The following is a 20101-nucleotide window of genomic DNA, read 5'->3' as shown; positions in this document are numbered from 1 at the left end:
ATGTATCAAAAAAGTCCCCCTAAAGTGTTATATTAGATAAGGTTTCCCGACCACTAACTAATATACAAAAGGAGGACCTCTGATGAGACAGGATAATAATAGTTTAGCACATACTACATGGAATTGTAAGTATCATATTGTTTTCGCCCCAAAATATAGACGTCAGATAATCTATGGGAAATACAAAGCAAGTATTGGTCAAATCTTACGGTTATTATGTGAAAGAAAAGGTGTTGAAATTCATGAAGCAGAAGCATGCCCAGATCACATTCACATGTTGGTGAGTATACCACCGAAGCTAAGTATTTCCTCATTTATGGGATATTTAAAGGGTAAAAGTAGCTTAATGATATTCGACCGACACGCTAATTTAAAGTATAAATATGGGAATCGCAAATTTTGGTGTCGAGGGTTTTATGTTGATACGGTTGGGCGAAATCAGAAGCGAATTGAAGAATATATTCGTAATCAATTACAAGAAGACGTGATAGCAGATCAGCTCAGTCTTTTCGAGGAATATGATCCGTTTACAGGTGAGAAGAATAAAAGAAAGTAGTCTTAAAGAGACCCGCTAGTCGGGTCAGCTAGCAAAGGTGGTGCTGAAGGGAAACCATTCGGTAGGCCTTTAGGCCTCGGCCGGTAGCAGAGGCTTTCAGCCGAAGAGCAAACCACCCGTTCTCACGGGTGGTTTTGATTATGGTTATGCTCAATGCAAATCAACACCAGACTAATACTCTTCGAAAATCAAAATTATCCGTTGTCAACTTGCCTTGATGAACTCAAGTTCTATCGTCGGCTTCGTTTCCTAGGCTACTTTTGATTTTCATTGAGTATAACTTCAAGTGTCAGGGAGATACAGCAGACGCAGTTCGTGTCAACTGATGTTACTGAAAGAAGGGGTTGAAGTTTTTTTCATGAGCGATAGTCGTTGGCCAACCGTGACCAGGATAAACATCATAGTGACTAGGTAAAGTGAAGAGGTTGTTGCGAATACCTACAATTAGGTCGTTAAAGTTACTTGTTGGCAAATCTGTACGACCAATACTTTCTCTAAAGAGGGCATCGCCTGTAATGACGAAGTCATCTGAATGGAAAATAAAGGAAACACCTCCCCAAGAATGTCCGGGAGTTTGAACAACTGAAAATTCAAATCCAGCCAGACGATACAGGTGGTCATATTGGAAAGTTTCCTCAGCAGGACTCATAACAACATTTTCCATGTCATCGTGGCGTGATAGACCAGATAGGTTCATCTCAGGAGTGTAAAGCCAATCGGCTTCCTTGTCAGAAATATAAACTGGCGGATGTTCGAATCGGTTACGCACCAAATCCAAACTCATAATGTGGTCGTAGTGGGCGTGGGTGAGTAAAATAGCTACAACGGGCCTGTCTAACTCCTCTATTTTCGACAAAATGACTTCACCATTGCTTCCAGGATCGATAACGATGATAGCTTGATCATTAACTAATAAATAAGTGTTTTCACGTGCAACGTGATTTAAGATTGTAATAATTTCCATATCTTTAGTGTACCAGATTTTGAAGAAGATGGCTAAAATGACATCAAAAAAATAATAAGGTTTAATATTCAGAATATATCACTATTTTCAGAATATTAAACTAGAAAAAAGAATAAAATTATGCTAAACTGTAAGAAAACATAGAAGGAAAGAGGAATTTTTATGTCGCGACCAATGAATTTTGTAATGATTTCGCCGCATTTTCCGACTAATTTTGAAACTTTTGCTGTACGTTTGCATGAGGCTGGTTTTCATACATTAGGAATTGCCGATACACCATACCATGAATTATCTGACAATTTGCGCAGCCATTTAACGGAGTATTATAAAGTTGATAATATGGAAGACTATGACCAAGTCTATCGTGCGGTAGCTTATTTTGCTCATAAATACGGACGAATTGACCGTATTGAGTCACACAATGAATACTGGTTGGAATTAGATGCTAAGTTGCGCACAGATTTTAATGTTTTCGGCTACAAGAACGAAGATATGCTATCAATCAAGACAAAGCGTCAAATGAAGGAAATTTTCCGTGACCATGGTTTGAAAGTGGCGGCTGGTGATGTTTTTCATACAGATGACGAGGCGCGTGCTTTGGCTCAAAAACTTGGTTTTCCAGTGATTATTAAGCCAAATTCAGGTGTTGGTGCTTCTGATACTTACAAAATTAAGTCAACTCAGGAGTTGGAAGAATTTTTTGATTATAAGACTAATGGCGTTGAGTATATCATGGAAGAATTTATTGATGGCGATATTGTGACCTTTGATGGTTTGACGGATCATGAAGGTAATATTGTTTTCTATTCGAGTCTTGAATACTCAGAAGCAGTTCTTGATACGGTGGAAAAAGATGGTGACATGTTCTATTATGTGCCGCGTGAGATTTCGAAAGAGCTAGTTAGACTAGGCGAAATCTGTGTTGAAGCTTTTACTGTTAAAGAACGTTTCTTCCACTTTGAATTTTTCCGCGTTAAAGCAACCAAAGAACTCATGGCGTTGGAAGTGAACTGTCGTCCACCAGGTGGTTTGACCATTGACATGTGGAACTATGCTAATGATTTTGATGTTTTTCGTGAGTATGCCAATATTGTTAAAGATAATCTGTTTGAAGCAGAGATTTTACGCCCATATAATGTGGTTTATATTTCACGTAAGGCCAATCAACATTATGTGCACAGTCTTGATGATATTTGGGCAAAATTTGGCGATAAAATCATTTCTATTCAGTCTGTTCCAGGTGTCTTTGCTAAAATCATGGGTGAGAATGGTATCCTAGCCCGTACGACAACCCTAGATGAGATGCGTGAGCTTGTCCAATACGCACAGGCAAAGTCTTGAGAAACAATTAGTAAAGGAAAAAAGAATGCATTTTGAGAGAAGAAGTCACTGGTCAGGAGAGCTTGGTCAGGAGATGTACTTTAATGTTTATGGTCACGCAGGAAAGCCGATTATCGTCTTTCCGTCATCTGGTGGAAGCCAAAATGAATATGGAGACTTTGGCATGATTGAAGCCTGTCAAGATTTCATCAATCGTGGCTTGGTTAAATTTTATACACCAGATTCCTATGATAGAGAGTCATGGCTGAGTACTTGGAAAAATGGTCATGATATGGCTCTTGCGCACGATGCCTATGACCGCTATATTGTGAATGAGTTAGTGCCTTTAATTCGTTATGAATCAAATTGGCAAGGTGGTATGATAGCGACAGGGTGTTCAATGGGGGCTTTTCATACAGTCAATTTTGCCCTTCGCCATCCAGACCTTTTTGATGTTTCAATAGCCTTGTCAGGCGTGTACGATGCGCGTTTCTTTACAGGTGAATTTTATGGGGATCCAGTTGTCTATTACAACTCACCGATTGATTATCTTTGGAATCAAGAAGATTCTTGGTTTTTAGATCGTTATCGTGAAAATCGTTTTATCGTTGCAGTTGGTCAAGGCGCCTGGGAAGGACCGCATATTGCTGATACAAAACGCTTAGAAGAAGCTTTTGCAGCTAAGTCGGTTCCTGGTTGGTTTGATTATTGGGGAAATGATGTTGCCCATGACTGGGAATGGTGGCGTGTGCAAATGCCATATTTCTTAGGGAAATTGGAAGAAGAAGGTCGTATTTAATTTTAAGAACCTGTATTCACAGTTCAGTACTTCCATCTAAGGCTAGTTTTTGAGCTACTCATCGTTAGTTTTTTTCAAAATACAGTCAGTGTTCCCTCAAAAAACCTACCTTGATTAGCGAAAAACTATCTCTTATATAAAATCATTTCACTTGTGAATACAGGTTCTAAAGGCTGCGAGTTTTTCTCGTGGCTTTTTTTAGACATGATTTAGAATGATACAAATTTGGGTTAAACGCATATCTGTGCTATAATAATCATATGGATATTTGGGTAGCATTGAGCCAGTATGCGACAGTAGAAACGGAACGCATGATTTTACGGCCGTTTTCTTTTGTGGATAGTGATGATTTTTTTGAAATTTCTTCTAATAGGGAAAATCTACCTTTTATTTTTCCATATCAGGCCAGTCAGGAAGAAAGCGATTTTCTTTTAGTTTATTATTTTATGAAAAATCCTTTAGGAATTTGGGCTATTGAGGATAAATCAAGCAGTCGTATGATTGGTGCTATTCGTTTTGAACATTTGAATGTTTCAGATAGAACTGCAGAAATTGGCTATTTTCTTCATCGTGACTTTTGGGGACGAGGAATCATGACAGAATGTCTGAAAACAGTGACATTTCTGGCTTTTCATTCCTTTTACTTAAAAAAACTCAGCATTATTGTTCATAAAGAAAATCTTGCTAGCCAAAGAGTAGCAAAAAAAGCAGGCTATGTCTTTAAGCGCTGTTTTAAGGGAAGTGACCGTTACAATCGAAAAATGCGGGATTATGTAGAATACGGGCTAAAAGCCAAGGAGTATCGCTATGAGTAAGCATCAGGAAATTTTAAATTATTTAGAAAATCTGGCGGTTGGCAAACGTGTTAGTGTGCGTAGCATTTCCAATCATTTGAAGGTCAGTGACGGGACCGCCTACCGTGCGATAAAGGAAGCTGAAAATCGAGGAATTGTTGAAACGAGACCTCGTAGTGGAACGATACGTGTTGAGCAAAAGACAAAGGTGAGAATTGATAAGCTGACTTATGCAGAAATTGCTCGTATCAGTGATTCTGAAGTCTTGGCAGGACAAGCAGGCTTGGGACATGAATTTAGTAAGTTCTCTATTGGAGCCATGACACGGCAAAATATTAGTCGTTATTTGGTTAAGGGAGGCTTGCTGATTGTAGGCGACCGAGAAAATATTCAACTACTGGCTTTGGAAAATCACAATGCTATCTTGGTAACGGGAGGTTTTCCAGTATCTGACCGTGTTATTCGTATGGCTAACAATCAGGGCATTCCTGTTATGGTGACTCACTATGATACCTTTACAGTTGCGACGATGATTAACCATGCACTTTCAAATGTACGAATCAAGACTGACATAAAAACAGTTGAACAGGCATATCAAAATTTGTATGACTATGGTTTTTTACGTGATACAGCAATCGTTAAAGATTTTCATAATCTCATCAAGCAAAGTAAAAATGTACGTTTTCCTGTCATAACAGAGGATAACAAATTAGTAGGATTGGTTAGTATGCGTGATGTCGTTGATCAGGATTCTCACATCAGCATAAAACAAGTGATGACGGCAAATCCTATTATTGCTAAACCTGAAATGAGTTTGGCTAATATCAGCCAAAAAATGATTTTTGAAGACTTAAACATGTTGCCAGTTGTGTTAGATGATATGACAGTTGTTGGTGTCATTACGCGTCGGCAGGCTATGGAAAATATGCCTAATTTTCAACACAACAATCTCTACACCTATAGTGATCAAATTTTATCCAATCTTTTAAATGAGGAAGATGGTTTTCAGTTTGTCGTTGAACCTGCTATGATTGATCAAGCTGGAAGTTTGGCACAAGGTGTTTTGACAGAATTTTTGAAAGAAATTTCTCTGCGTGTTTTGACGAAAAAGAACCAAAAGAATATCATTATTGAACAAATGATGATATACTTTTTACAGGCTGTCCAGATTGATGATCGTCTGATTATCAAACCTCGGATTATAACAGAAAGCCGCCGCAGTTCAACCTTGGACTTTGAAGTGTTCTTAGAAGACCAAATCGTTGCTAAAGCTGTTGTCACAACAAAGATTAACTAGTAGCATACTTATACTCTTTGAAAATCAATAGTCTAGGTCGCTGGCTTAACCTTGTTGTAGGTCAGTGGGATATGCTATTGGTTGCTTTGTTTCATTTCAGTGAGTTCAAAGTGTAATGCTCGCTAAATTGAATGACCATATTAAAAAAGAGAATTGAAACGAGTTTTGTTTCGATTTATTTGGAGGAGAAAAACTAAACATGATTACTTTAAAATCAGCGCGTGAAATCGAAGCTATGGATAGAGCAGGAGATTTTCTTGCCAGCATTCATATCGGTTTACGTGATTTAATCAAACCAGGATTAGACATGTGGGAGGTAGAGGAGTACGTACGTCGTCGCTGCAAAGAAGCTAACGTTCTTCCTCTGCAAATTGGTGTTGACGGTGCTGTGATGGACTATCCTTATGCAACTTGCTGCGGTCTTAATGACGAAGTTGCCCACGCCTTCCCACGACACTATATCCTGAAAGAGGGGGATTTACTAAAGGTTGACATGGTTTTGAGTGAGCCTTTGGATAAAGCCATTCTTGATGTGTCTAAACTTAATTTCAACAATGTTGCTCAAGTTAAGAAATACACAGAGAATTACACAGGTGGCCTAGCAGACTCTTGTTGGGCTTACGCTGTGGGGAATGTCTCACAAGAAGTTAAAGACTTGATGGATGTGACAAAGGAGTGTCTCTACAAAGGCATTGAAAAAGCTGTTATCGGAAATCGTATTGGTGACATTGGTGCAGCTATCCAAGAATATGCTGAAAGTCGGGGTTATGGCGTTGTTCGTGATCTAGTCGGACACGGTGTTGGTCCAACCATGCACGAAGAACCAATGGTTCCTCACTATGGTGTAGCAGGACGTGGTCTGAGGCTGCGTGAAGGGATGGTACTAACCGTTGAGCCAATGATTAACACGGGTACTTGGGAAATTGATACTGATATGAAAACTGGTTGGGCGCACAAAACGCTTGATGGCGGTCTATCTTGTCAATATGAGCATCAATTTGTCATTACTAAAGATGGTCCAGTTATTCTGACCAGTCAAGGAGAAGAAAGAACTTACTAAGATGAACCGTAAGCGACTGCTAGATAAGCTCTGGGAAAAATTAGAATGGCCACCTCTACAAGTCTACCTTAAACATTATCGCAGTGCGGAGGTAGATTTATCTGCCATAGCGGTCGCCTATTATCTGCTGCTGACTGCCTTTCCTTTAATTGTCATAGCAGCAAATATTTTCCCCTATTTAAACATTGATATTACTGACTTACTGATTTTTATGAAGCAAAATCTGCCTTCTAACGTTTACAAGTCTGTATCTAGTATCACCATTGATATTTTTTCAAAACCTTCCGGTTCCATCTTGGGAGTGGCCACTGTGACCGCCTTGTGGACAATGAGCAAATCCTTAACATCGCTACAAAAAGCTATCAATAAGGCTTATGGTGTCGCTCAGCATCGAGACTTTGTGATAGGTCGTCTGGTGGGGATATTGGCAAGTCTACTTATTCTCTTTCTCTTAACGTTTGTTTTGCTTTTTTCAACTTTTTCAAAAGCTGCTTTACAAGTTATTCGAAGTAAGTATGATTTAAATGCTACAATTACAGACATTATTTTAAATTTAGCACAGCCAGTTACAATATTAACCATCGTTATTGGTCTGATGGTACTTTACTTCATTCTTCCTAATGTCCGTATTAGACGCCTACGTTATATTTTGCCAGGAACGATATTTACAGCTGTTGTCATTGTGTTTTTGAATAATTTGTTTGGGAATTATATTATTCGAAATTTTGAACGGATGGTGGATTTGAAAACTTTTGGTTCAATCGTGATTTTTGTAGTTATGCTGTGGTTTATCTTTCTTGCTCATATCTTGATTTTTGGTGCTGTTTTTAACGCTACTTATCAAGAATTAAGCCAAGGAAAGTTAGAAAGTAGGCGAGGTGATGTCCTCTCCATTATCCAAAATCGAAAGAATCATGAGAAAACAAAAAAATAAGTTTGGAATTAGTTTTGTTCCAAACTTATTTTTTATATTGGTTGGAAAATATCATCTTTTATGTTAAACTGATATCGTTGTTCTGAATTTTTATAGTCTTTTAGCTTGCCTTTTAATACGAGATAGCAACCATAATTTTGCACTTGAGTAAGGTAAAGCGATTTTCGATAATCTAGCAAATTATTGAAAATAGGAAATTAGGAAGCGAAGTTTCCTTAATCGTCAAAGTCATAAAAACTCTGTGAACAACCCTTGGTGCTTAGTTCCCTTTCACCAAGCATATTACAGGTGACAATGTTCACTTAAAGGAGAAATTTTATGAAACAGTTTACTGTCCGTGATTTTGTTCAAGTAGCCTTGATTGCTGCGCTTTATATTGTGTTGACAATCACCCCCCCACTCAACGCTATCAGTTATGGTGCCTATCAATTCCGTATTTCTGAAATGTTGAATTTTACTGCTTTCTATAATCGCAAGTATATTGTCGGCTTAACCTTAGGATGTATGATTTCAAATTTTTATAGTTTTGGTCTGGTTGATGTTCTGGTTGGTGGCGGATCCACCCTCGTCTTTGTAACTCTGGGCGTGATTTTGTTTGACCGCTACAAGAAAGAGTATCTGTTTAATGGCTTGTTTAATAAAGCATTTTTTTACTTCTCATTTTTCTTTGCAGCGTCAATGGTAACGGTGGCAATTGAACTCACCTACTTTGGCGCACCATTCCTATTGACATGGTTCACAACAGCAGTTGGAGAATTGGCTTCGCTGCTTATTGGTTCACTTATTATGGATAATTTGGGGAAACGTATTGATTTGACCAAATAAGAAAAGCACTCATCGGCTTAAAGTTGATGAGTGCTTTTATGGTCTATCTTACTCTTATATAAACATAAGTAGTGAAAAAATGGCAAAAATCAGAGTTTATTCATAATAAAGGTATCTTAGAAGAATAGACCTATTTTCTTAGATTTTTAGGTTATCCTTTAAATAAAGGTAAATAAAAGGTAAATAAAAAACGTTTACAGCAATCTCAGCTCTGCTATTTTACAAAAAATGTGGTATAATTCTACAGTTAGAATAAAAATAAAGAGGAAATCATGACTAAATTAAGAGACGATATCCGCAACGTTGCCATTATTGCCCACGTTGACCACGGTAAAACTACCCTTGTTGATGAACTATTGAAACAATCACACACCCTTGATGAGCGTAAAGAACTTCAAGAGCGTGCTATGGACTCAAATGACCTTGAAAAGGAGCGCGGGATTACTATCCTTGCTAAAAATACTGCTGTTGCATACAACGGTACACGTATCAATATCATGGACACACCAGGACACGCGGACTTCGGTGGTGAAGTGGAACGTATTATGAAGATGGTTGATGGGGTTGTTCTTGTTGTAGATGCCTATGAAGGAACAATGCCTCAAACACGTTTCGTGTTGAAAAAAGCACTCGAACAAAATTTGACACCAATTGTCGTGGTGAACAAGATCGACAAGCCATCAGCTCGTCCAGAAGAAGTAGTTGATGAAGTCCTTGAGCTTTTCATTGAACTTGGGGCCGATGATGACCAATTGGAATTCCCTGTGGTTTATGCCTCAGCTATCAATGGAACCTCATCATTGTCTGATGATCCTGCTGACCAAGAGCACACTATGGCTCCAATCTTTGATACTATCATTGAACATATCCCAGCGCCTGTAGATAACTCAGATGAGCCGCTTCAATTCCAAGTATCTCTTCTTGACTACAACGACTTTGTTGGACGTATTGGTATTGGACGTGTCTTCCGTGGTACTGTAAAAGTTGGTGACCAAGTAACATTGTCAAAACTTGATGGCACAACTAAGAACTTCCGTGTAACTAAACTCTTTGGTTTCTTTGGTCTTGAGCGTAAGGAAATCCAAGAAGCTAAAGCTGGTGATTTGATTGCTGTTTCAGGTATGGAAGACATTTTTGTTGGAGAAACAATCACACCAACAGATTGCGTAGAACCATTGCCAATTCTTCACATTGATGAACCAACCCTTCAAATGACTTTCTTGGTCAACAACTCACCTTTTGCAGGTCGTGAAGGTAAATGGGTAACATCCCGTAAGGTTGAAGAACGCTTGCTTGCTGAATTGCAAACAGACGTATCATTGCGTGTTGATCCAACTGATTCACCAGATAAATGGACTGTTTCAGGTCGTGGAGAATTGCACTTGTCTATCCTGATTGAAACCATGCGTCGTGAAGGCTATGAGCTTCAAGTGTCTCGTCCAGAAGTTATCATCAAAGAAATTGATGGTGTCAAATGTGAACCATTTGAACGCGTGCAAATTGATACTCCTGAAGAATATCAAGGTTCTGTTATCCAATCCCTTTCAGAACGCAAGGGTGAAATGCTTGATATGCAAGCAACTGGTAACGGACAAACCCGTTTGATTTTCCTTGTACCAGCACGTGGACTTATTGGTTACTCTACCGAATTTTTATCAATGACACGTGGTTACGGTATCATGAACCATACTTTTGACCAATACTTGCCAGTTGTTCAAGCTGAAATCGGTGGCCGTCACCGTGGTGCCCTTGTTTCTATTGATGCAGGTAAGGCAACCACTTACTCAATCATGTCTATCGAAGAACGTGGTACTATCTTTGTCAACCCAGGTACAGAAGTTTATGAAGGTATGATTATCGGTGAAAATTCACGTGATAATGACTTGACTGTAAATATTACCAAGGCTAAACAAATGACCAACGTCCGTTCAGCTACCAAAGACCAAACAGCAGTTATTAAGACACCACGTATTCTGACTCTTGAAGAATCACTTGAATTCTTGAATGATGATGAGTACATGGAAGTAACGCCAGAATCAATTCGTTTGCGTAAACAAATTCTTGATAAGAACCTGCGTGCTAAAGCGGCTAAAAAGAAAAAATTGAGTGACGACTAATCTTTAGTTATCTTTTCTCATGAAAGGAATGCCATGTTTTATTTAATCGTAGCGATTTTGTTAGTTTTGTATTATTTATTTATGGCACCTAAAACAGTTCAAAATACTTTGAATGCAATTGGTATTGTTGGTGCGGTGGCCTTACTCTTGGTTTTAGCTGGTATGAGTTTTATCAAGATTTTACAGTCACCCCCAGAAATTTTCATTGCGTTGGGTATGATTGTATTGGGCTATTTTGCCATTCGTGATGTTCTGCGGATGCCAGCGCATCCCAAAAAATAAATAAGGGAGGTTAGACGTTTTGTCTGACCTTTTTCTAATGACGACAGAAATGGTTAAACTTCTAATACTTAATGAAAATCAAAATCAGACTAGGCGACGCAGGTGTAGATAGAACTGAAGTTCATCAAGTCAGGACAACAATATCTGAATTTGATTTTCAAAGAGTATAAAGGCAAACCTTGTCTTTGGGGCTAAATCTTGAAAAAGCGAACAAATAAAGGTAGAATAATAAACGATAATAATGATAGGATGGATGAATTCCCAATGAAATCAGTAAAAACATTTGAAAATAAAAAAGTTTTGGTGCTTGGTCTGGCAAAGTCTGGTGAGGCGGCAGCACGTCTTTTGACTAAGTTGAAAGCTATTGTGACGGTCAATGATGGCAAACCTTTTGATGAAAACCCATCTGCCCAAGCCTTGTTAGAAGATGGTATCAAAGTCATTTGTGGTAGCCATCCTTTGGAGCTTTTAGATGAAAACTTTGAACTCATGGTGAAAAATCCAGGAATTCGTTACGATAACCCAATGGTGGCACGTGCGCTTGAAAAAGGCATTCCTGTCATTACTGAGGTTGAACTGGCTTACCTCATCTCGGAGGCACCAATTATCGGAATCACAGGTTCAAATGGTAAAACGACGACCACAACAATGATTGCTGATGTTTTGAATAATGGTGGTCAGTCGGGACTTTTGTCTGGAAATATAGGATTTCCAGCTTCAAAGGTAGCGCAAACGGCGACCGCCCAAGATACTTTGGTTATGGAATTATCTTCTTTCCAACTAATGGGGGTTGAAAGTTTTCATCCTCATATTGCAGTTATTACCAATCTTATGCCAACGCATATTGATTATCATGGCTCCTTTGAAGATTATGTGGCAGCCAAATGGAATATTCAAAAAAATATGACAGATGCAGACTTCATGGTGCTAAATTTCAACCAAGATTTATCAAAAGAGCTAGCGCAAAAAACACAAGCAACTGTTGTGCCATTTTCAACATTTGAAAGAGTTGATGGTGCTTATTTAGAAAATGGAACTCTTTATTTTAAAGGCGAAGCTGTCATGAAAGCTGATGAGATTGGTGTACCCGGCAGCCATAATATTGAAAATGCTTTAGCCACTATTGCAGTTGCTAAATTATCGGGGATTGCCAATGATGCCATTAAGGAAACGTTGTCACATTTTGGAGGTGTTAAACACCGCCTACAAGCACTCGGTGAGGTTAGAGGAGTTAAATTTTACAATGACTCAAAATCCACTAATATTTTAGCGACACAAAAAGCTCTGTCAGGATTTGATAATAGTAAAGTGATCTTGATTGCTGGTGGGCTTGATCGTGGTAATGAATTTGATGAATTAGTACCAGATATTGCAGGTCTTAAACTTATGGTTATCCTAGGCGAGTCTGCACCTCGTGTGAATCGAGCAGCAGATAAAGCAGGTGTAGCTTATGTGGATGCCAAAGATGTAGCCGAAGCGTCACACTTGGCTTTTGAAAATGCAAGTACTGGAGATATTGTCCTACTTAGTCCTGCTAATGCTAGTTGGGACATGTATAAGAATTTTGAAGTGCGTGGAGATGAATTTATCGCGGCCTTTGAAGAAATCAAGGGAGAATAAGATGTCAAAGAAAAAAATCGTCTTTACTGGTGGCGGTACCGTTGGCCATGTGACCCTTAACCTCATTTTGATTCCCAAGTTTTTAAAAGATGGTTGGGAGGTTCATTATATTGGTGATAAGCACGGCATTGAACATGAGCAGATTAGCAAATCTGGCTTTAATGTAACTTTTCATGCGATTGCTACGGGTAAGCTTCGCCGCTATTTCTCATGGCAAAACATGTTGGACGTTTTCAAAGTTGGCTGTGGGATTTTGCAATCCATGCTTATCATTGCAAAAATTAGGCCTCAAGCGCTTTTCTCAAAAGGAGGATTTGTTTCAGTTCCTCCGGTAATTGCTGCAAAAACACTAGGAGTTCCAGTTTTTGTGCATGAGTCGGATCTATCTATGGGGTTGGCTAATAAAATTGCCTATAAATTTGCTACGACCATGTACACAACCTTTGAACAGACAGAAAGTCTGGTAAAGGCAAAACATGTTGGAGCCATCACAAAAGTAGGTAGTTCTTCTCATAGTCATCAGACCGAGATTGATGAGATTAAAGAACACTTTAATCCTGACTTAACAACCTTGCTCTTTATTGGTGGTTCTGCGGGTGCCCGTGTTTTTAATGACTTTATCACAAAAACACCTGAAGTAACCAAACAGTTCAATGTTATCAACATTTCTGGGGATAAATCTCTCAATAACTTAACCCAAAATCTCTATCGTGTGGACTATGTGACAGATTTGTATCAACCTCTCATGGATTTAGCAGATGTCGTGGTTACTCGTGGAGGTTCAAATACCATTTTTGAGTTGGTGGCCATGCGTAAGCTCCATCTTATTGTGCCACTTGGTCGTGAAGCTAGTCGCGGGGATCAATTGGAAAATGCAGCTTATTTTGAGAAAAAGGGCTATGCTAGTCAGTTGCAAGAACCAGAGTTGACTCTTGATACATTGAATAAAAAGGTAGCACATCTATTGTCACATAGAGAAGAATATTATCAGGCAATGGCAAATTCTAAAGAAATCAAGTCACAAGACGAATTTTATAACTTGCTGACAGCGGATATTGCCAAGGCTACAAAAGGGAATTAAATGTCAAAAAAGAAAGACCAAAATTCAAATGAAGATGTGGTGTTGACCGAGTGGCAACAGCGCAATTTGGAATTTTTGAAGAAAAAAAAGGAAGAAGCAGCTGAAAAAGAGCGCTTGAGAGAAAAGCTACGTATTGAGCGTAAAGCACAACGTGTTAAAGATGACTCTGATAAGCAAGTGACCAAAAAAAGTCCTGAAATGAAAGAAAGTTCACTTTCTCCTGAGGGGGATGAAGTTCAAAAAGAAGCAAACGATACGGCAAAAAAGGTGAAGAAACAGACAACCAAAGCTAAAAGTCCTCGTCGTAAGCAAGTAAAAAGAGCATTGCCAATTTTTATCTTGGCTAGTTTGATTTTAATGGTTTCTCTCTTTCTCATATCACCGTGGAGCAAGCAAAAGACGATTAAGATTTCTGGTTTCAAAAATGCTTTGGAACACGATATTTTGTCTGATTCTGGTATCAAGAGCTCAGATTATATTTTCAATTTAATTTTAAATCATAAAAACTATGAAAAAGCTGTTGAGACTTCCAATGTTTGGATTAAAAAAGCGAACTTAACCTATCAATTTCCGAATCGTTTTACTTTAAAAGTGAACGAGTATAGTATTGTCGCTTATACCCAAACAGATCAAGGCTATCAGCCTATCTTGGAAAATGGAAAACGCGTTGATACGGTGAATGCTTCAGAGTTGCCTGAAAAATTTGTGACAATCAATTTAACGGATGAGAACCAGATTCAACAGCTAATCAAATCATTTTCAAGTCTTAAAGAAGATTTGTTGCATCAAATCCAAACTGTTAGTTTGGCAAATTCGGCCTCCACACCTGATTTACTTCTAGTCACTATGCGGGATGGTAATTTGGTTCGAGTTCCTTTATCGGAATTTGATAGTAAATTTCCCTATTACGAAAAAATAAAAGGAAAACTTCAGGAAACAAGTATTGTTGATATGGAAGTTGGCATTTATACGACGACTGCTGCGATTGAGGAGGAAGCCGCTGCGGATAAAGCTAAGGCTAATGAAAAAACGACAGAAGAAACAACAGCATCAACTGAAGGCGACAGCCAAACAACGACGGCAACAGAAGTGGCAACAACACAAGAAAGTTCAGATGGTCAATCTACTGAACAAAGTGTAACGCAGTAAATTGTAAACTTTGAAGTAAGGATTTTCGAGAGGAAAATTCTAATTAGATTATTTTTAAATAAGCTAGTAACTTCCTAAGAATTAAGAAAAAAGCTAGATTAAGTTTCTATAACAAAAAACGTAAAATGATAACATTTTACGTTTTTTTATGGTATAATATCTTCTGAATAATTCTGTCTTTTTGACAGGGGTAGAATAGTAAATGATTGGAAAGATAGTGAGGTCGAGTGAATGGCTAGAAATGGCTTTTTTACAGGATTAGATATAGGAACTAGCTCGATTAAAGTTCTTGTTGCGGAGTTTATTTCGGGAGAAATGAGTGTTATCGGTGTTAGTAACGTCCCAAGTACTGGAGTGAAAGATGGGATTATTATTGATATCGAAGCTGCGGCAAATACAATAAAAGTGGCGATACAAGATGCGGAAGAAAAGGCAGGTATCAGCATTACTAAGGTTAATGTTGGTCTTCCTGCAAACCTATTACAAATTGAACCAACACAAGGAATGATTCCTGTTCCCAGTGAGTCTAAAGAAATTAAAGATGAAGACGTTGACAGCGTGGTAAAATCAGCTCTGACAAAGAGTATAACCCCTGAACGTGAGGTTATTTCTTTAGTACCTGAGGAATTTATCATTGATGGTTTCCAAGGAATTCGTGATCCTAGAGGGATGATGGGGATTCGCTTGGAGATGCGTGGTTTGATTTATACAGGACCAAGCACCATCTTGCATAATCTTCGTAAGACAGTTGAACGAGCAGGAATAGAACTTGAAAATATTGTAATTTTACCACTTTCTATGGCTAAATCAGTTCTTAATGAAGGTGAGCGTGAGTTTGGTGCTACCGTGATTGACATGGGAGGTGGTCAAACGACCGTTGCTTCAATGCGTGCACAAGAGCTTCAATATACAAATACCTACCCAGAAGGTGGTGAATACATCACTAAGGATATTTCGAAAGTATTGAAGACTTCAATGCAAATTGCAGAAGCATTGAAGTTCAATTTTGGTCGCGCTGACCTTGCAGAAGCAAGTAAATCTGAAACGGTGAAAGTTGATGTGGTCGGTAGTGACTTGCCGGTAGATGTTTCAGAGCACTATTTGGCAGAGATTATTTCAGCGCGTGTTAGACACATTTTAGAACGTGTGAAACAAGATTTAGAACGTGGGCGCCTGCTTGATTTACCTGGAGGAATTGTTCTCATTGGTGGTGGAGCTATTATGCCTGGCATTGTAGAGTTAGCACAAGAGATATTCGGTACTAAGGTGAAATTATTTGTTCCAAATCAAGTTGGAATTCGTAATCCTATGTTTGCGAATGTAATCAGCATTGTCGAGTATGTTGGAATGATGTCAGAAGTTGATCTTATTGCTCAACGTGCCGTATCAGGTGAGGAATTGTTACGCCGTAAGCCTGTGGACTTTGGTGGACAATTAGAACGATCTACACCAGTATATATGGACAATGTTATTCCAGAACCACAAGTGGCACAAATGCAGCCAGAAACACCCCCAGTAAGCTTGGACAAAGACTCGTCTGCTCCTAAAGCTAAATTAGGTGATCGCGTTCGTGGTATTCTAGGAAGTATGTTTGACTAAAAATAAGTGAGGATTAAAAATGGTATTTTCATTTGATGCGGCATCGGTATCAGGTGCAGTAATTAAAGTAATCGGCGTCGGTGGTGGCGGCGGTAATGCTATCAATCGTATGATTGACGAAGGAGTAGCAGGGGTTGAGTTCATAGCGGCTAATACCGATATTCAAGCTTTAAGCTCTTCAAAAGCAGAAACGGTTATCCAATTAGGTCCAAAGTTAACTCGTGGTCTTGGTGCAGGAGGTCAACCTGAGGTTGGGCGTAAAGCAGCTGAGGAAAGTGAAGAAGTGTTGACAGAGGCACTGACTGGTGCAGACATGGTCTTTATCACTGCTGGTATGGGCGGTGGTTCTGGTACTGGAGCTGCTCCTGTTATTGCTCGTATTGCTAAAAGTCTAGGGGCTCTCACAGTTGCTGTTGTTACTCGTCCTTTTGGCTTTGAAGGAAATAAGCGCGGAAACTTTGCGGCTGAAGGAATTGCAGAATTACGTGAACAAGTAGATACTTTACTTATTATCTCAAATAATAATCTACTTGAAATTGTAGATAAGAAAACACCATTACTTGAGGCTTTGAGCGAAGCAGATAATGTTCTTCGCCAAGGTGTTCAAGGGATTACAGACTTGATTACAAGCCCTGGTCTTATCAATCTTGACTTTGCCGATGTAAAAACAGTTATGGCAAATAAAGGGAATGCCCTTATGGGTATTGGTATCGGTACGGGTGAAGAACGTATTGTTGAAGCAGCACGCAAAGCTATCTACTCACCGCTCCTTGAAACCACAATTGACGGCGCAGAAGATGTTATTGTCAATGTTACAGGTGGACTTGATATGACCTTGACGGAAGCTGAAGAGGCTTCATCAATCGTTGCACAAGCTGCTGGTCAGGGTGTGAATATCTGGCTCGGAACTTCAATTGATATGGATATGAAAGATGAAATCCGTGTCACTGTAGTAGCAACAGGTGTTCGAAAAGATCGTGCAGATCAGGTTGCGGGTTTTAGTAGTCAGCGTACTTTCACTCAAACTAATGCGCAACAGGCTGCGGGTGCTCAATACGCACAATATGCAACTCAGAAGAATGCACAGCCAAGTTTTGAGAGACAACAAAATTTTGATATGACTGAAACTCATGATATTCCTACGAGTTCACAAGCAACATCAACTCCGCGTAATCAACAAGGCTCAGCGTTTGGTGGCTGGGATTTGCGTCGCGATAACATTGTTCGACCTGCAGAGGGTGAATTAGATAGCAAATTGACAATGTCAGCTTTCGCTGGAAATGATGACGAAGACGATGAACTTGAAACCCCTCCATTCTTTAAAAACCGTTAATTATGGATTTTCAAAAAAATAAGGACCTCATTTTTAACGAGGTTTCGCAAGCAGCCGAGGCTGCTCATCGAGATAAGGATTCTGTAACTGTTATTGCGGTTACAAAATATGTAGATTCTGAAACAGCTGAAAAACTTGTGGAAACTGGTATCAAGCACATTGGTGAAAATCGTGTTGATAAATTTCTTGATAAATACAATGCTTTGAGAAACAAAAAACTAATTTGGCATCTAATAGGTAGTTTGCAAAGGCGAAAGGTTAAGGAAGTCATCAATTTAGTTGATTATTTCCACGCTCTCGATTCTGTCAAACTGGCTGCTGAAATTCAAAAACGTGCAGAACATCCAATAAAATGTTTCTTGCAAGTTAATATTTCTGAGGAAGCCAGTAAGCATGGTTTTAAAACATCAGAAGTTTTAGAAGCGTTAGAGCAGATGGAAACTTTTGATAAAGTTCAAATTGTTGGATTGATGACAATGGCTCCGTTTGGAGCTTCTGAGGAAGAACTATCCACTATTTTCAAAACAGCAAATGAACTCAGAAATCAGTTGCAAAAAAAAGAATTTTCGAACGCACCAATGACAGAATTAAGTATGGGAATGAGTGGCGATTTTCCAATTGCTATTCGGGAAGGTTCTACTTTCGTTAGAATCGGAACGTCATTTTTCAAAGAGTAGGAGGTAGAAATGGCTTTTAAAGATACATTTGAAAAATTGATTTCTTACTTTGATACAGATGAGGTGAGTGATGTTGAAGAAACTACAACTGGGACAGATTCTGAAACCCACACTCAAAAGTCGAATTCGACAGTAAACGCTCAAAACCCTAGTCAAACGACTAGATCTAACCAAACTCAAACCCCTAGAACAGCTCAGCGTCCACAGCAAACGCAACCTTCTCCAAGGCAACATGCTCCTGTTCCACCACGTCGTCCGATGGAGGATACTATCCCATCTTCTGTACGTCCTGTTGGTGCTAATCAGGAAAGTTTTCGAGTTGGCCAAGCTTCTGAACAACAAACGACCATCGCTTTGAAGTACCCACGTCAGTACGATGATGCACAAGAGATAGTTGATCTTTTGATCGTTAATGAATGTGTTTTAATTGATTTTCAATACATGCTTGATGCACAGGCACGTCGTTGTTTAGATTTTATTGATGGGGCAAGTAAGGTTTTGTATGGTAAACTTCAGAAGGTAGGACCGTCAATGTTTCTTCTGACACCATCAAATGTTGTCGTTGATATTGAGGAACTAAACCATCAACATCCTGGACAGGACTTAGGATTTGACTATGATATGAAGAGACGATAATTGATGAATATATTGATACTTGAGATTTTACTTAAAGTCATACAGCTTTATACTTATCTGCTGGTTATTTACGCTTTACTTTCTTGGTTCCCAGGAGCCTATGATTCTGCATTAGGTCGGTTTATTTCCTCTATTGTAGAACCGTTGATTGCTCCCTTTAGGCGTTTAAATCTTCAATTTGCGGGTCTAGATTTCACTATTTGGGCTGTGGTAATTGTTCTGAACGTTTTAACTCGCCTTTTGGCTTATGTTTTACTTTAAGATGGTCAGTGATAACATTTACCAACATTACAAGTCATCTGAATATTCTTTTGTGGAAAAAATTCGTGATCTCATTCTCAAAGTTGAAGCATCCTACACTTTTACAGTAACTGATTTTTTGAATCCTAGGGAAGTAGAGATAGCAAGAACGCTCTGCCATCCTTACGGTTTACAGGTTATGGCTTCTAGCGATTATTATCCAATGGAATATTCGAAGGTGATTATTGCACCTGATTACTACACTTTTGATTTTTCTGATTTTGAAATAACTTTAGTTGAGATTGCTTATAATACCAAGTTTAATTCTTTAACTCATAGTCAAATTCTAGGGACTTTGATAAATCAACTTGGCATAAAACGGTCTATTATTGGAGATATTCTAGTTCAACCAAATAGAGCACAGCTTTTAATTGATAGTAAAATGGTGTCTTATTTTATAACTAATGTTACAAAAATTGGGAAAGCGAGTGTTCGCTTGGTTGAGATTGATTTTGCAGAAATGCTTGTTTCTGAAAATACTGCTCAAAGTATAGATGTTTTAGTATCAAGTATGCGTTTAGATAAAATCATCGCAACTGTCTTAAAACTCTCACGTACTCAAGCGAGTGCACTTATTGAAGCAGATAAAGTCAAAGTCAACTATCAAGAAGTAAATAAAATTTCAGAGTTGCTCCAAGTCGGGGATCGGATTAGTATTCGTGGATTTGGACGTTTTACAATCGTATCAAACAATGGATTTTCCAAAAATGGAAAATATAAATTAACATTAGATAAAATGACACATAAATAAGGAGAAA

The 20101-nt window shown here is 38.7% G+C and carries 20 protein-coding genes and 1 riboswitch; of the genes, 19 read left to right on the top strand and 1 reads right to left on the bottom strand.

Annotated elements, in window-relative coordinates:
* The first annotated feature begins 82 nt into the window (after nt 1-82).
* Nucleotides 83-556, top strand: a complete 474-nt coding sequence (tnpA, locus tag ABZ559_RS08720) for an IS200/IS605 family transposase (protein ID WP_002891962.1) — start codon at nt 83-85, stop codon at nt 554-556.
* A 328-nt stretch (nt 557-884) separates the two neighbouring features.
* Here tnpA and ABZ559_RS08715 read toward each other — a convergent pair whose 3' ends face one another.
* Nucleotides 885-1520, bottom strand: coding sequence for an MBL fold metallo-hydrolase (locus ABZ559_RS08715; protein ID WP_367006013.1), 636 nt, complete (start codon nt 1518-1520; stop codon nt 885-887).
* Between the two features lie 162 nt (nt 1521-1682).
* Here ABZ559_RS08715 and ABZ559_RS08710 point away from each other — a divergent pair, with 162 nt between their 5' ends.
* The 18 genes from ABZ559_RS08710 (at nt 1683) to ABZ559_RS08625 (ending at nt 20094) form a co-directional block, all read left to right on the top strand.
* Nucleotides 1683-2861 carry an ATP-grasp domain-containing protein gene (locus tag ABZ559_RS08710; RefSeq protein ID WP_367006012.1) on the top strand — a complete coding sequence of 393 codons (1179 nt, stop codon included), beginning with the start codon at nt 1683-1685 and terminating at the stop codon, nt 2859-2861.
* A 25-nt stretch (nt 2862-2886) separates the two neighbouring features.
* Nucleotides 2887-3639 (top strand): alpha/beta hydrolase-fold protein, encoded by a 753-nt coding sequence (locus tag ABZ559_RS08705; RefSeq protein WP_367006010.1) that lies wholly within the window; start codon nt 2887-2889, stop codon nt 3637-3639.
* Between the two features lie 260 nt (nt 3640-3899).
* Nucleotides 3900-4454: a GNAT family N-acetyltransferase gene (locus tag ABZ559_RS08700; protein WP_367006008.1), complete on the top strand. Its 555-nt coding sequence runs from the start codon at nt 3900-3902 to the stop codon at nt 4452-4454.
* On the top strand, nt 4447-5730 hold the full coding sequence (spxR, locus tag ABZ559_RS08695; RefSeq protein ID WP_273413973.1) for a CBS-HotDog domain-containing transcription factor SpxR: 1284 nt from the start codon (nt 4447-4449) through the stop codon (nt 5728-5730). The genes ABZ559_RS08700 and spxR overlap by 8 nt, the downstream gene beginning before the upstream one ends.
* Before the next feature lie 199 nt (nt 5731-5929).
* Entirely contained in the window at nt 5930-6790 is an 861-nt protein-coding gene (locus tag ABZ559_RS08690; RefSeq protein WP_018375913.1) for a methionyl aminopeptidase, read from the top strand.
* Between the two features lies 1 nt (nt 6791).
* Nucleotides 6792-7724: a YihY/virulence factor BrkB family protein gene (locus ABZ559_RS08685; protein ID WP_018375914.1), complete on the top strand. Its 933-nt coding sequence runs from the start codon at nt 6792-6794 to the stop codon at nt 7722-7724.
* A gap of 224 nt (nt 7725-7948) precedes the next feature.
* Nucleotides 7949-8045: riboswitch (PreQ1 riboswitch) on the top strand.
* Nucleotides 8043-8549, top strand: a complete 507-nt coding sequence (locus ABZ559_RS08680) for a QueT transporter family protein (protein WP_018375915.1) — start codon at nt 8043-8045, stop codon at nt 8547-8549. (Overlaps the previous riboswitch by 3 nt.)
* Before the next feature lie 272 nt (nt 8550-8821).
* On the top strand, nt 8822-10666 hold the full coding sequence (gene typA, locus ABZ559_RS08675; protein WP_018375916.1) for a translational GTPase TypA: 1845 nt from the start codon (nt 8822-8824) through the stop codon (nt 10664-10666).
* A 33-nt stretch (nt 10667-10699) separates the two neighbouring features.
* Complete coding sequence (locus ABZ559_RS08670; RefSeq protein WP_367006006.1) at nt 10700-10948, top strand: DUF3165 family protein; 249 nt, start codon at nt 10700-10702, stop codon at nt 10946-10948.
* A gap of 264 nt (nt 10949-11212) precedes the next feature.
* Nucleotides 11213-12568 (top strand): UDP-N-acetylmuramoyl-L-alanine--D-glutamate ligase, encoded by a 1356-nt coding sequence (gene murD / locus ABZ559_RS08665; protein ID WP_367006004.1) that lies wholly within the window; start codon nt 11213-11215, stop codon nt 12566-12568.
* Between the two features lies 1 nt (nt 12569).
* A complete protein-coding gene (locus ABZ559_RS08660; protein ID WP_367006003.1) occupies nt 12570-13649 on the top strand; it encodes a UDP-N-acetylglucosamine--N-acetylmuramyl-(pentapeptide) pyrophosphoryl-undecaprenol N-acetylglucosamine transferase in 1080 nt (359 codons plus the stop codon).
* Entirely contained in the window at nt 13650-14798 is a 1149-nt protein-coding gene (locus tag ABZ559_RS08655) for an FtsQ-type POTRA domain-containing protein (RefSeq protein WP_367006002.1), read from the top strand.
* A gap of 231 nt (nt 14799-15029) precedes the next feature.
* Nucleotides 15030-16397: a cell division protein FtsA gene (gene ftsA / locus ABZ559_RS08650; RefSeq protein ID WP_367006000.1), complete on the top strand. Its 1368-nt coding sequence runs from the start codon at nt 15030-15032 to the stop codon at nt 16395-16397.
* A 19-nt stretch (nt 16398-16416) separates the two neighbouring features.
* Nucleotides 16417-17730, top strand: a complete 1314-nt coding sequence (ftsZ, locus tag ABZ559_RS08645; protein WP_018375922.1) for a cell division protein FtsZ — start codon at nt 16417-16419, stop codon at nt 17728-17730.
* A gap of 2 nt (nt 17731-17732) precedes the next feature.
* Complete coding sequence (locus ABZ559_RS08640) at nt 17733-18407, top strand: YggS family pyridoxal phosphate-dependent enzyme (RefSeq protein WP_367005998.1); 675 nt, start codon at nt 17733-17735, stop codon at nt 18405-18407.
* 9 nt (nt 18408-18416) lie between these two features.
* Nucleotides 18417-19043, top strand: coding sequence for a cell division protein SepF (locus tag ABZ559_RS08635; protein ID WP_367005997.1), 627 nt, complete (start codon nt 18417-18419; stop codon nt 19041-19043).
* Between the two features lie 3 nt (nt 19044-19046).
* Complete coding sequence (locus ABZ559_RS08630) at nt 19047-19304, top strand: YggT family protein (RefSeq protein WP_018375925.1); 258 nt, start codon at nt 19047-19049, stop codon at nt 19302-19304.
* 1 nt (nt 19305) lies between these two features.
* Nucleotides 19306-20094 carry an RNA-binding protein gene (locus ABZ559_RS08625; protein ID WP_367007649.1) on the top strand — a complete coding sequence of 263 codons (789 nt, stop codon included), beginning with the start codon at nt 19306-19308 and terminating at the stop codon, nt 20092-20094.
* The last annotated feature ends 7 nt before the right edge of the window (nt 20095-20101 follow it).

The organism is Streptococcus sp. ZY19097 (genome assembly GCF_040731245.1).
Classification (GTDB): Bacteria; Bacillota; Bacilli; order Lactobacillales; family Streptococcaceae; genus Streptococcus; species Streptococcus orisratti.
The sequence above is the reverse complement of the archived record's forward strand: the minus strand, read 5'-3'. Positions and strand labels throughout refer to the sequence as shown.